The sequence below is a fragment of the bacterium genome, from assembly GCA_026414725.1.
GTDB lineage: Bacteria > Ratteibacteria > UBA8468 > B48-G9 > JAFGKM01 > JAAYXZ01.
On sequence record JAOAIL010000027.1, the window covers coordinates 1 to 14,104 of the forward strand.

Consider the following 14,104-nt stretch of genomic DNA (forward strand, 5'->3'; position numbering starts at 1 on the left):
CATGCCCAATTGTACCTACGTTTACATGAGGCTTGCTCCTTATAAATTTCTCCTTAGCCATCTCTTCCCTCCTTTGTGTAATAATAAACCCAAAGTTAAAATTAATTACAAAATTCACATATCGGAAAATTTGAATCTGTTTTATCTTCCGATTATTTTTTTCATCTCTATTTCTGGAACAATTTCATAATACAAAGGTTCTATTATATAACTTCCTCTTCCCTGTGTCAATGACCTTAATGTAGTTGCATATCCAAATATAGTCCGTAAAGGTACATAACCATTAATTACTCTAAATCCGCTCTGCATTCTTATCTCTTCTATATGACCATTTCTCATATTAAAATCAGCCAGTACTTCACCTAAAAATTCTTCAGGTACTGAAAGTTCTATTTTCATAATTGGTTCAAGCAAAACAGGAGATGCTTTCCTGCAGGCCTCTGTGAATGCTATTGAAGCAGCAATTTTGTAAGCAATCTCATTAGAATCCACAGGATGGGAAGAACCATCTACTAATTTAACTTTTATGTCCACAACAGGCACTCCTAGAAGCACACCACATTCCATTGCTTCATGAATACCTTCTTTTATGGAAGATATAAATTGAGCTGGTATTTTACTCTCATCCGTAAGATTTTCAAATACGAATTTTTCTCCTCTCTGTAACGGTTCTATTTTTAAAACAACATGTCCATAATGTCCTTTCTCTTTTTCTACCCCTTTCTTAATAAATTTACCTTCTCCAGTTGTTGCAGTAGTTATTGTTTCTCTATATGCAACTTCAGGTTTACCAACACGTATATTAAGTTTATACTCTCTTTTTAAACGTTCTGCTATAACCTCTATATGTAATTCTCCCATTCCCATAAGAATTGTTTGTCCTGTTTCTTCATCAACCCTGATTTTTATAGTAGGGTCTTCTTCCGATATTTTTAAAAGAGCATTGTATACCTTATCCTGTTCTGACTGCGTTTTGGGCTCTATGGATACATAGATTACAGGTTCAGGGAATTGCATTTTTTCAAAAAGCACAGGACTTTCATTGTCTGATATTGTATCACCTGTATAGCTTTTTTTAAGACCTGCAACTGCAACAATATCACCTGCTTTGGCTTCTTCTATTTCGTAGTATCTATCTGCATGAACCTCAAAAATTTTCATAATTCTTTCTTTCAAATTTCTTGTCCAGTTATATACACTATGCCCTCTTTTTAATATCCCTGAATATATCCTCGTATAAACAATTCTACCTTTATGCGGGTCATTATAAACTTTAAAGGCATACATAGAAAATTTTTCTTTTTCTGAAGGCATCCTTTCAACCTGTTCTCCATTCAGCGGATTTATTCCTTCTATTTTTCCTCTGTCTACAGGAGATGGTAGATAATCTACTATGGCATCCAGAAGTAGTAAAGTTCCTTTATTTCTAAGTGATGCACCACAGAAAACAGGAAAAAATTTACATTCAAGAGTTCCTTTTCTTATAGCATATTTTAATTCATCTATAGTTATATCTTTGCCGTCAAGATATTTTTCCATAATTTTTTCATCTACCTCAGATATTTTTTCAATAAGTATATTTCTGTAATTCAGGAATTCATCTTTTAATCTTTCAGGTATATCTTTTTTAAGAGAGGCTCTTTCATCTTCAGAGGGATAATAAATAGATTTAGATTCTACAATATCAATTACTCCTTGAAAATTATCTCCTGAGAAGACAGGCAGATGTAGAATTAATGGTTTGGAATGAAGTTTTTGGTCAATCTCTTTTATTACCCTGAAAAAATCAGCACCTGTTCTATCCATTTTATTTATATATATCAACCGTGGTATGTTATATTTACTACTCTGTCTCCATACTGTTTCTGATTGTGGTTGAACGCCACCTACCCCACAAAAAATGGCTATAACTCCATCTAAAATCCTTAATGCTCTTTCCACTTCTACAGTAAAATCAACATGTCCCGGAGTATCAATAATATTTATTTTATGATTTTTCCAGTAACAGGTAGTCGCAGCAGCAGAGATTGTTATACCCCGTTCCTTTTCCTGGTCCATCCAATCCATAACAGCAGTTCCTTCATCTACTTCTCCTATCTTATATGTTTTACCTGTATAGAATAATAATCTCTCTGTAGTAGTTGTTTTACCTGCATCTATATGTGCTATTATCCCGATATTTCTTGTTTTTTTAATATCCATAATTTTAAATCGCAAATACGAAATTATAAATTAATAATCAAAAACTCAAAGCAAATATGAAAGGCACAAAGAAATAAACTTAAGTTGCAAATTATAAAATTTATATCAAGTTAGAAAGTTTATTCTTTGTGCCTTACATTACCATCTGTAATGGGCAAAAGCGCGGTTGGATTCAGCCATTTTATGAGTGTCTTCTTTTTTCTTAACGCTTGCCCCTTCACCTTTTTCTGCTTCAAGAAATTCATCTGCAAGTTTTTCTGCAATTCCCTTACCTTTCCTTGCTCTCGCAGTGCCAATTATCCATCTTATTGCAAGTGCAAGGCTCCTTCTCGGTGGAACTTCCACAGGGATTTGATAGGTTGCACCTCCAACCCTTCTTGGTCTTACTTCTAATTTTGGTTTTACATTATTTAATGCTTTCTTAAAAACAGATAATGGGTCTTCTTTGGTTCTCTCTCTTATTATATCCATTGATTTATAAAATAGTTTACATGCTGTACTCTTCTTCCCATCCTTCATAAGTACATTGATAAAAGCAAAGACCTCAGGGTCAGTGTACTTAAAGTCACCTTTTAATTCTCTTTTTTCTGCTTTTTTACGCCTTGGCATTTTTTAACCCTCCGCTTTCTTCTCACTTTTTTCAGATGGTTTTTTTGCTCCATATTTTGACCTTGATTTTTTTCTGCCTTCAACTCCTCCGGCATCAAAGATACCACGTAAAATATGATACTTAACACCAGGCAGGTCCCTTACCCTTCCTCCTCTTACAAGTACAATTGAGTGTTCCTGTAAATTGTGTCCAATCCCAGGAATATATGCAATTACTTCTCTCCCATTGGTCAATCTTACCTTTGCTATTTTCCTTAAGGCAGAATTGGGTTTTTTGGGAGTCATTGTCTTTACGTAAAGACAAACACCCCTTTTCTGTGGATTTCTTTCAAGAGCAGTAGATTTTGATTTTTTTTGTTTTTTGCTTCTTTTCTTTCTTAAAAGCTGATTGTAAGTAGGCATATATACCCCCTATTTTTTCATTGCTTCTTCAAAAACAAATTCCGAAGGAGATGAAGGAGTGGTCTCCTCTGTCTCTCTCTTTGTAAAAAGTCCTGTTCCTGAAGGAATTAATCTTCCGAGAATAACATTTTCTTTAAGTCCTTCAAGATGGTCATCTGCCCCTAATATTGCTGCATTGGTCAGAACCTTCATTGTTTCCTGGAAAGAAGCAGATGATATGAAACTTTCGCTTGATAATGCTATCCTTGTAATTCCCAAAACTTGTGGGCTAAAAGTAGCTGGTTTTTTATTCTTAGGTAGAGATTCATTAATTTTCTGTATTTTTATTCTATCTATTTCTTCCCCTTCGAGCAGATATGTATCTCCTGGGTCTTCCACTCTCACTTTAGAGAGCATCTGACGGATGATTATTTCTATATGTTTGTCGTTTATCATAACTCCTTCAATTCTGTATACACTCTGGATTTCATTTAATAGATATTCTTGAACTTTCTTCTCTCCTTCTATTTTTAATATATCCTTAAGAACTACATGCCCATCTGTTATTCTTTCACCTGCCTTTACAACATCTCCACTACCAACAAGAAGGTGTTTACCAGGAGGAATATCATATTCTTTGCGAGTACCTGTTTCAGGATTTGAAATAATAACCTTCCTGGTTCCACGCTCTCCTATACTTATTTCTACCGTACCTTCAATTTCGCTTAATATAGCAGGATTTTTTGGTGTCCTAGCTTCAAACAGTTCTGTAACTCTTGGTAATCCTCCTGTAATATCCTGCACTCTTCTTTCTATTCTAAATATTTTTGCAATTGTATCACCTGGATATACCTTATCTCCTTCTTCTACCATAATATGAGCATCTTCAGGAATATGATAAGCACCTAATTTATTCTTTTTGTCATCAAGTATAATAATTCTAGGATCCATTTCTTCTTTATGTTTTATAACAATTTTCCTTCTTATTCCTGTTGTGGTATCTATCTCTTCTTTTACTGTCTTCCCTACCTCTATGTCTGCATATTTGATAGTCCCTTCATATTCGGAAATTACGGGTATTGAATACGGGTCCCAGTGGACAATTACTTTTCCTGTTTCTACTCTCTGTCCATTTTTCACAAGTATTTCTGCTCCCACTCTCAATGTGTAAGTATCTATTTCTCTTCCCCTATCATCATAAAGAACTATCTTCCCTTCTCTCTGAATTACAACATCTCTACCCTTCCTGTTTTTTACGACTTTTAGATTTTCAAGATAATTTACTACACAATCCTGAGGTGCTTTATATGAAGAAGCACCTGTTCCTCTTGATGCTGCTCCTCCTGTGTGGAAGGTTCTCAATGTTAATTGTGTCCCTGGTTCCCCGATTGACTGAGCTGCTATTATTCCAACTGCTTCACCAATATTTACAAGTTTTTTTCTTGAAAGGTCCCAGCCATAACACTTAGCACATACACCTTTTTCTGAACGGCAGGTAAGTACAGACCGTATCCTTATTTTACCTATTCCAGCGTCAACAATTGCCTGTGCTTTTTTCTCATCTATAACCTCTCCTGCCCGTACAATAATTGTATCAGTTACAATATCCACTATATTGTCTAGAGCGACCCTTCCTGTAATTCTGTCTTTTAATGAAAGGATTTCTTCATCTCCAAGTGTAAGTGGGCTGATAAGAATGCCTTCCATACTTCCACAATCCTCTTCTCGGATAATAACAGAGTGTGATACATCTACTAATTTTCGGCTGAGATATCCAGCATCCGATGTCTTTAAAGCAGTATCAACCAGCCCTTTTCTTCCACCATGTACTGATATAAAATATTCCAGTAATGACAATCCTTCCTTAAAGTTCTTTTTTACAGGGGTTTCAATAATCTCTCCAATCTCACCTGTAACCTTTTTAGGTCTTATCATCAATCCTCGTATTCCCATCAACTGATTTGCCTGTGATTTATTCCCTCTCGCTCCTGAATTCACCATTAAATATATAGGGTTTATTCTGAATGGCTTTACAGAAATATCTTTTCTTAGTGTAGAAATTACTGCATTCTGTATTTCATTTGTAACAGATGTCCACAGGTCTACCAATTTATTATACCTCTCTCCTTCAGAGATAATTCCTGACTGATAATTTTTCTTTATTTTTGCTACTTCTTTCTCTGCTTCTGAAATTATACTATCTCTAAAAGAAGGTATTTTAAGGTCGTCTATACCGATGGTTATACCACCTATTGTGGAGAAAGCAAATCCCAGATCTTTAACATCATCAAGAAATTTCACGGTGGCTTCATATCCACATTTACCCATTATCTCTTCTATTAATCTCTCTAATCCAGAACTGGCAAATTCCTCATTTTTATAAGGGATACCAGAAGGTATGATTTCATTGAATATAATTCTCCCTACAGTAGTAGTTATAATTTCACCTTTATCACACCTGACCTTTATTGGTCTGTGTAGTTCAAGATACCCGAGGTCATAAAGGTAAATTGCTTCGTTGAAATTTGAAAGAATATGGGGATATTCTGGTTCCTCACTCATAATAGTAAGATAGAAACATCCCATAACAATATCTCGGGTAGGAGAAACAATAGGTTTGCCATTAGCGGGTGAAAGTATATGTGTTGTGGATTTCAATAGAAGTTCGGCTTCCAGACATGCCTCAGGAGTGAGAGGAAGATGTACACTCATTGTATCACCGTCAAAATCAGCATTAAACGCAGGACACACAAGTGGATGAATTTTTATAACATTTCCTTCTATTAACCGTGGTTCAAATGCTTGGATACTGAGACGGTGAAGTGTGGGTTGTCTATTTAACAAAACAGGATGATGCTTACTGACTTTTTCTAATACCTCCCATACCTCAGGTCTATTTTCTCTTATAGCTTTTTTTGCACTTCCGAGCGTATGGAAATACTCTCTTTTTCTTAATTCTCTAAGGACAAATGGACCAAAAAGTTCAAGCGCCATTTCTTTAGGTAATCCGCACTCATTAAATTTCAATTCTGGTCCAACAACTATTACTGCTCTTCCTGAATAATCTACACGTTTGCCAAGTAGATTCTGTCTAAATCTACCCTGTTTGCCTCTGAGAGCATCCGCCAATGATTTAAGAGGCCGTCTTCCTTTTCCCAAAATAGGATTGCCATGCTTGCCATTATCAAATAGAGCATCTACTGCTTCCTGAAGCATTCTTTTTTCATTCCTTACAATAATATCGGGTGCCTGTATCTGAAGTAATTTCTTCAAACGGTTATTTCTGTTTATTACCCGTTGATAAAGATCATTCAGATCAGATGCAACAAATCTTCCTCCATCAAGAGGAAGAAGTGGTCTTAAATCAGGAGGAATTACCATAATTATATTGGTAATAAGGAATTCTGGTTGAATTCCTGTTTTAATAAGTCCCTGAACCATTCTTAGTTTCTTTACAAGATTCCGTCTTGTTCCATAAGAAGAAGATATTTTTTTCTTTTTTAACTGTTGCTTTATATCCTCTTCCATAGCCCTTAGGTCTATCTTTTTAAGCAGTGCCTGTATTGCTTCAGCCCCTATACCAGCTTTAAATTTATTTCCATATTTTTCAAGATATTCATGGTATTCTCTCTCTGTAAGGAGGTCTTTTTCTTTTAACGGCGTATTCCCGGGGTCTATAACTATATATCTTTCATAATAGAGTACCATTTCAAGTTCAGACCTTCCCATATCAAGTAGAAGTCCCATCCAGTTGGCAGTACTTTTGAATAGCCATACATAGGATACAGGTGTAGCAAGTTCTATATGTCCCATTCTTTCACGTCTGACTCTTGAGGTAGTAACTTCCACTCCACATCTATCACATGTTATCCCTTTATATCTCTGTTTTTTATACTTCCCACAGGAACATTCATATTCCCTTACAGGACCAAATATCTTTTCACAGAATAATCCTTCTCTTTCTGGTTTAAATGTCCTGTAATTTAATGTCTCTGCTTTCTTAACTTCTCCGTGGGACCATTGGCGCATTATAGTAGGTGTGGCTATTTTAATAGTAGCAATTTCTTTATCATTTCCTTTTTCTTTTATCTTTTCAATTCTTAAGTCAAGTCCAAGGCCTTGTAACTCTTTCTTAAGAACATTGAAGGACTCAGGTATGTTATTACCTCTATAATTCAGTCCTTTCGCAATGCTTTCATACATAAGTTTTCTACCTTCTGTATCATCACTTTTTACAGTAAGCATTTCTTTAAGGATATGAGCTGCCCCATAACCTTCAAGTGCCCAGACCTCCATCTCTCCAAGTCTCTGTCCTCCAAACTGCGCTCTTCCTCCCAATGGTTGTTGTGTTATAAGAGAATATGAACCAGTGCTTCTTGCATGAATTTTTTCATCAGCGAGATGTTTTAATTTCATCATATACATATAACCCACTGTTACTGGCTGGTAAAACGGTTCTCCTGTTCTCCCATCATATAAAACATCCTTACCATCTTCAGACAGCCCTGCTTTTCTAAATAATTCTTTTATTTCCCATTCTTCAATACCTTCAAAAACAGGTACTTCCATATCATATCCTAATGCTTTTAATACTTTCCCCAGATGTATTTCCAGTACTTGACCTATATTCATTCTTGAAGGGACACCCAGAGGATTTAAAATCATATCTACAGGAGTGCCATCTTTGAGAAATGGCATGTCTTCTTCAGGAAGTATTCTGGAGACAACACCTTTATTTCCATGTCTCCCACTCATCTTATCACCCACATCTATCTTCTTTTTAACGGCAATCTCTACAACTACTTTTGTGATAACATCAGGGTCAAGGTCTGGTCCTTTCTTTATTTTAAAAATCTCATTTTTGAGATCTTTTTCAAGATTTTCCAGCCTTGTTTTTCCAATATCAACAATTTTTTGTGCTTTTTCTTTATGTGCCCCTGTTAGTTTATTTATGAATTTTTCCCAGCTTTCTGGATTTGATAAGACGCGATGTTGTATTTTTTCTCTCTCTGCAAGTTTCTTCAATTCTTCAGTAATAACTTTTTTAACTATATTTTCTTTTGCCTTATACCGCAATTCTAATTCTTTTATCTCCTTTTTTATTCTCTCCTCTTCCTTTTTAATTTCTGCTTTTTCTTTTTCAGAGATATTTTCCTTGTGAGTATATTCTCTTCGTGTATATTTCCTTACATTGATAACAGTTCCTTTTATTCCTGGTGGAACTTTCAGGGAAGTGTTTTGAACATCTTTTGCTTTCTCTCCGAATATTACTCTAAGAAGTTTTTCTTCTGGAGTAAGTTCAGATTCACCTCTCGGGGTTACTTTACCTACCAGTATATCGTCAGGTTCAACTTCAGCCCCAATCCTTACAATACCATTTTTATCTAGATTTTTTAAGCGTTCTTCAGGTGTATTGGGGAGGTCAGAAGTAATTTCTTCCGGTCCTAATTCTGTTTCTCTCGCTTCAACCTCAAATTCTTTTATATGTATAGAGGTAAATATATCTTCTTTTAAAACCCTTTCATTTAAAATGACAGCATCTTCATAGTTATAACCCCCCCAGGACATAAAAGCCACCAGCAGGTTTTTCCCTAGTGCCAGTTCACCATTTTTTGATACAGATGGTCCATCTGAAATTATTTGGTCTTTTACTACTCTATCACCTATATTTACTATAGGCCTTTGATGAAAACAGGTATCCTGATTAGTCCGTACAAAGTTTTTGAGAAGATATATATCTTCTTCTTCCCAAGGAAACATTCCTTTTTCATCTCTCTTTACCACTATTTTCTCTCCATCAACATAACTTACAATCCCATCTGCTTTTGCTTTTATAACAACTCCGCTATCTCGTACAACATGCTTCTCCATACCTGTCTTTACAAGAGGGCTTTCACTTTTAACAAGTGGGACCGCTTGCCTTTGCATATTTGAACCCATCAGAGCACGGTTGGAATCATCATGTTCCAAAAATGGGATAAGAGAAGCACTTATGCTTAACAATTGAACAGGAGATATGCCGATATAGTCAATTTTTTCCCGAGAGACATCTTCAAAATTACCACCTTTAGTTCTTACCGTCACTTCCTGAGGGATAATCATTTTTGTTTTCTTGTCTACTGGAGTATCAGGAGGAGCTATAGTATATTCATCTTCTCTATCTGCTGAGAGATACTCTATATGGTTTGTTACTTTTCCATTTTCTACCTTGAAGTAAGGTGTTTTTATAAAACCCAGATTATCTATTTTTGAATATACTGTAAGTGAATTGATAAGTCCTATATTAGCTCCCTCAGGAGTCTCTATAGGACACAATCTTCCAAAATGTGTATAGTGAACATCTCTTACTTCAAAGCCAGCCCTTTTCTTTTCCCTAACAACAGCAACGACTCTTCTCTTATGTGTTATCTCAGCGAGAGGATTGATTTTATCTAAGAACTGTGAAAGTTGATTTCTGGCGAAAAAGTCATTCATTACAGTTATAAAAACTCTTCCATTTACTATGTCCTGAGGTTTTAAATTGTTGGCTTTCCGTTTATCTACCATTACCATCTTCTCTTTAGAAAATCTTGCAAGTCGGATAAGACCTTCATAAACATACTCACTTATAATTTCAGCAGATACACGGACCCTTTTATTACCGAGATGGTCTATATCATCAATTTCTCCTTTACCCTTTTCTACAAGATTGAGGAGATACTTTGTCGTTTCTATTATATCTTCTTCTCTTAAGTGTCGTTCTGTAAAATTGAGCCCTAATTTTTTATTTATACGACTTCTTCCTGCTTCTGAAAGATCATAATTATCTTCAGTAAAAAGTAGTCCATAAAGATAGTTCTCTGCTTCCTTGAGAATTGGAGGATATCCTGGTTTCAACTCTGAATATATCTTTTTTAAAGCATCGTCACGGGTTTTTATTTCATCTCTTGCGAGGGTTGTTGAAAGTGTGGCATCTGATTTTATTTTTGAGGGGTCATCATAAAAGGTTCTGAGAATTTTTTCATCGTCATATCCCAATGCTTTAAGGAAAGTTGACAAAAGAACTTTGCGTCTCCCCAGATTGATTACAAGAAGATTATGAGTATCAATATGAAGTTCAATCCACATACCTCTAGCAGGATATATCTTGGCTGAATATACAGGTCCTTGGATGCCAACTTCTTCTTCTCTGCTGAAATATACACCGGGGCATCTCTCTAACTGATTAACTATAACCCTTTCTACACCATTTATAATGAAACTACCGTTATCTGTCATTAAAGGTATATTACCTATATATATCTCTTGTTCTTTTACGCTTTTAACCTGTAGTTCTTTTGTTTGTTTATTCTGTTCTTTAACAATAAGCCGGAATTTAACTTTTAGGCGGGACTCATAAGTTGTCTTTTTTTCAATACATTCTTCAATAGTTTCAATAGGTTCCTCAAGTGTGTAATTGACATATTCCAGAGATAAAAGTCCATCTTCACTTACTACAGGAAAAGTTCTGTGAAATAATTCCTCTAATCCAGATTTTTTTCTACTTTCAGGATGTACATCTTTCTGAAGGAATTCTAAATATGGTATCTTTTGAACCCCTAACAAATCTGGAATCTCTACTCTCATTTTTTTCTCCTTTAAGGAGTTGGTTTATTTAATATCTACTTCTGCGCCAATAGCTGCCATCTTTTTCTTTATTTCTTCTGCTTCTTCTTTACTTACTTTTTCTTTAATTGGTTTCGGTAATGACTCTACAAATTCCTTCGCTTCTTTTAATCCAAAATTTGTTATCTCTCTTACCACTTTGATTGCCTGGATTTTATTTGCTCCTGCTGATTTCAATATTACATCAAAAGTGGTCTTTTCTTCTTTCTTTTCCTCTGCTGCTCCAGAACCAGCAGTGGATACACTCATTACTGCTGCAGGTGCCATCATCCCTTCTACACCAAATTTTTCTTCTAGCTTTTTCGCTAATTCTGAAAGTTCCAGCGCAGAAAGTTTTTCTATTTTTTCTACAATATCATCCAATACATTTTTTTCAACTTTTTCCATTTTCGTTCTCCTTTCTTTTATTTTCTGATATTTGTTTTAAATCCTGTATTATTCTCATTAAGGTAAAGTTTAGTGAGTTAACAATTCTTCTTGCAGGCATCTTTAAAATCCATACAATCTTTGCCTCTATTTCTTTCTTCCCAGGTAGTTTTTCTATTGATGATAGTTCTTCTGCAGAGAAAATTTTTTTCCCTATAAGAGCTGCTTTAACATTTATTTTTCCCAATTGCTTCTGGAAGTTATAAACCTCTTTCAGAATACCTATCTCATCTTCTGTATTTGTCCAGACAATAAATGCAGGTCCTCCTATTTTTGGACACATATCTTCACAATCTATTTTCTTATATATCCTTTCAAGTAGAGTGTTTTTAACAACCTGCATTTTACATCCCTTCCCTTTTAATCCACTTCTTATCTTTTGCATTTCAAGAACAGAAAGTCCTGAAAACCCAACGATAATGTTTATATTATTTTCCTGGACTTGTTTACTCATCTTCTCTACAAATTCTTCTTTTTTCTTTTTGGTCAATCTTTTCATTGTTCTATCTCCTGACTCTAAATAATTTCAATCTCTTTGAGTACCTTTCCTGTGTCAAGTTTTAAAGGAGGAGACATAGTTAAGGAAAGGGTTACATTACGAATATAATTACCTTTTGCCGAAGAAGGTTTTGCTGCAAGAACCGCCTTTAAGGCAGAATTTATATTTTCTATCAATTTTTCTTTATCAAAAGAGGCCTTACCTACAGGAAGATGTAAATTTCCATCTTTATCCATTCTAAACTCTATCCGTCCTTTTTTTAGTTCAGTTATAATTCCTTTTATATCTTTTGTTACAGTTCCACTTTTGGGATTTGGCATAAGGCCTCTTGGTCCTAATATTTTTCCTAAAGGAGATACTATCTTCATCATATCAGGAGTTGCTACAACACTATCAAAGTCCATAAAACCATTCTTAATCTTTTCTGCTAATTCTTCTCCCCCTACATAGTCAGCCCCTGCCTCTTTTGCTTTTCCGACATCCTCTCCCGTAGCAAAGACAAGAACCTTTACGGATTTTCCAGAACCATAAGGAAGAACTACGGAACCTCTTACCGGCTGCTGTAGTTTTTTAACATCAATTCCCAGACGGATTGCCATATTAACTGTTTCATCAAATTTTCTTTTTCCAGCCATATCTTTCAACCTATCAACTATCTCTTCAATTCCATATACCTTATCTTCTTTTTTCTTTTCTATCTCTTTATACTTTTTGCTCCGTATCTTCACTTTATAGCTCCCTTTTTTGGTTCTATTCAACTACTTCCACGCCCATGCTTTTTGCTGTTCCTTCTACTATTTTTATAGCACTTTGAAGGTTGTCTGTATTCAAATCAGCCATCTTTATCTTTGCGATTTCCTCAATCTGTTTTTTGGTAATTTTCGCTACTTTTTCTCTATTAGGTACTCCTGAGCCTTTTACTATATTTACTGCTTTTTTAATCAGTTCCGCTGTAAGTGGGGTTTTAATTTTATATTCAAAACTACGGTCTTCATAAACTGTTAATACTACAGGTAGGATTCCCTCTTTTCCTTTTGTTTCAGCATTAAACGCCTTACAAAACTCCATAATATTAACTCCATGTTGCCCCAGTGCAGGACCTACCGGTGGGGCAGGTGTTGCCTGTCCTGCCGGAATCTGGAGTTTTATAACTGCCTTTACTTTTTTTTCAACCATAGGTTATCTCCCTTTATATCTTCTCTACCTGCCAGTAACTTAATTCAACAGGGGTTGCTCTGCCAAAGATTGATACACTAACCTTCAATCTCTGAGTGTTATGATATACCTCTTCCACAACACCTGAAAAATTCACAAAAGGACCATCGGTTATCTCTACTTTATCTCCTACATTAAATTCCACTTTTGGAATAGGTTTACTCTTTCTTTCTTCAACTTCATTTAGTATTTTTTCTGCTTCTTCTTGAGACAGTGGAACAGGATTTTGTCCTGCGCCGAGAAATCCTAATACACCTGGGGTCTTTCTTATCATATGCCAGATAATTTCATTCTCTTTCTGTTCATCTAATTCAATAAGAACATAACCTGGCCAGAACCTTCTGGTTTTTATTTTTTTCTCCCCCTGTGATATTTCAGAAATTTCTTCTTTAGGTATAATCACCTGTTTTATTGCACCTGTATCTTCTTCTTGTTGATTAAGAAGCATTTTCTTAACCTTCTCTTCCTGTCCAGTTCTTACATGGAGTATATACCATCTTCCCATTTTTTACCTCAGGAATACTGCGATGAGTTTTGAAAAAATAATATCTACTACGCCAATATAAAAAGCAAATAAAATCATAAGTAATACAACTACACCTGTTGTTAATTTCAATGCTTTCCGTTCAGGCCATGTTACCTTCTCAAGTTCCATACGGACCTCTGATAAAAAATTAATAATCTTTTTTTTCATTTTTTCAGATGCTACATTTACTATTAATATATTCTGTCCTGTTCTTCTCTGCTTTGCAGGCCTGGGAGGATTCGAACCTCCAGCCCACGGATTTGGAGTCCGTTGCTCTGCCAGTTAGAGCTACAGGCCTAAACACTAAAAATAAATATTATAACATAAATCAAAATAAAAGCAACAAAGCAGATTTTATTACGGTTTTCCCTCTTTATGAAGAATATGTTTATGACAGGACGGACAATATTTACTTATTTCTATTTTCTCTTTCTTCCCTTTTTTGTTCTTTGTTGTAAAGTAATTTTTCCTTTTGCACTCAGAACATATTAAAGATATTGTTTCACGCATTTCACACTCCACATTTTATTTAATTATTTCAGTTACAGCGCCTGCTCCTACAGTTTTTCCGCCCTCTCTTATAGCAAATCTCTGGCCTTTTT

12 protein-coding genes and 1 tRNA gene are annotated in these 14,104 nt (G+C 35.2%); all 13 read right to left on the reverse strand.

The features are described 5' to 3' along the window. Positions 1 to 141: 141 nt before the first annotated feature. On the reverse strand, positions 142 to 2,202 hold the full coding sequence (gene fusA / locus N3D17_07165) for an elongation factor G (protein MCX8083148.1): 2,061 nt from the start codon (positions 2,200 to 2,202) through the stop codon (positions 142 to 144). Between the two features lie 138 nt (positions 2,203 to 2,340). Beyond that, a complete protein-coding gene (gene rpsG / locus N3D17_07170) occupies positions 2,341 to 2,811 on the reverse strand; it encodes a 30S ribosomal protein S7 (protein MCX8083149.1) in 471 nt (156 codons plus the stop codon). A gap of 3 nt (positions 2,812 to 2,814) precedes the next feature. Next, positions 2,815 to 3,213 (reverse strand): 30S ribosomal protein S12, encoded by a 399-nt coding sequence (gene rpsL, locus N3D17_07175; protein ID MCX8083150.1) that lies wholly within the window; start codon positions 3,211 to 3,213, stop codon positions 2,815 to 2,817. Positions 3,214 to 3,222: 9 nt separating this feature from the next. Beyond that, positions 3,223 to 10,797, reverse strand: coding sequence for a DNA-directed RNA polymerase subunit beta' (gene rpoC / locus N3D17_07180; GenBank protein ID MCX8083151.1), 7,575 nt, complete (start codon positions 10,795 to 10,797; stop codon positions 3,223 to 3,225). A gap of 24 nt (positions 10,798 to 10,821) precedes the next feature. Beyond that, on the reverse strand, positions 10,822 to 11,223 hold the full coding sequence (gene rplL, locus N3D17_07185; GenBank protein ID MCX8083152.1) for a 50S ribosomal protein L7/L12: 402 nt from the start codon (positions 11,221 to 11,223) through the stop codon (positions 10,822 to 10,824). Beyond that, complete coding sequence (rplJ, locus tag N3D17_07190) at positions 11,210 to 11,761, reverse strand: 50S ribosomal protein L10 (protein ID MCX8083153.1); 552 nt, start codon at positions 11,759 to 11,761, stop codon at positions 11,210 to 11,212. The genes rplL and rplJ overlap by 14 nt, the downstream gene beginning before the upstream one ends. A 17-nt stretch (positions 11,762 to 11,778) precedes the next feature. Further along, positions 11,779 to 12,489, reverse strand: a complete 711-nt coding sequence (gene rplA, locus N3D17_07195; protein MCX8083154.1) for a 50S ribosomal protein L1 — start codon at positions 12,487 to 12,489, stop codon at positions 11,779 to 11,781. 22 nt (positions 12,490 to 12,511) lie between these two features. Further along, complete coding sequence (gene rplK / locus N3D17_07200; protein ID MCX8083155.1) at positions 12,512 to 12,937, reverse strand: 50S ribosomal protein L11; 426 nt, start codon at positions 12,935 to 12,937, stop codon at positions 12,512 to 12,514. A 13-nt stretch (positions 12,938 to 12,950) separates the two neighbouring features. Further along, the gene (nusG, locus tag N3D17_07205) at positions 12,951 to 13,481 is read right to left on the reverse strand and encodes a transcription termination/antitermination protein NusG (protein MCX8083156.1); all 531 of its coding nucleotides are present in this window, start codon (positions 13,479 to 13,481) and stop codon (positions 12,951 to 12,953) included. Between the two features lie 3 nt (positions 13,482 to 13,484). Further along, positions 13,485 to 13,670 (reverse strand): preprotein translocase subunit SecE, encoded by a 186-nt coding sequence (secE, locus tag N3D17_07210; GenBank protein ID MCX8083157.1) that lies wholly within the window; start codon positions 13,668 to 13,670, stop codon positions 13,485 to 13,487. A gap of 56 nt (positions 13,671 to 13,726) precedes the next feature. Further along, positions 13,727 to 13,800: transfer RNA gene (locus N3D17_07215), tRNA-Trp, on the reverse strand. Between the two features lie 59 nt (positions 13,801 to 13,859). Beyond that, a complete protein-coding gene (gene rpmG / locus N3D17_07220; protein ID MCX8083158.1) occupies positions 13,860 to 14,012 on the reverse strand; it encodes a 50S ribosomal protein L33 in 153 nt (50 codons plus the stop codon). Positions 14,013 to 14,027: 15 nt separating this feature from the next. Continuing rightward, a partial coding sequence (locus tag N3D17_07225; GenBank protein ID MCX8083159.1) for a hypothetical protein occupies positions 14,028 to 14,104 on the reverse strand: 77 nt, incomplete at its 5' end.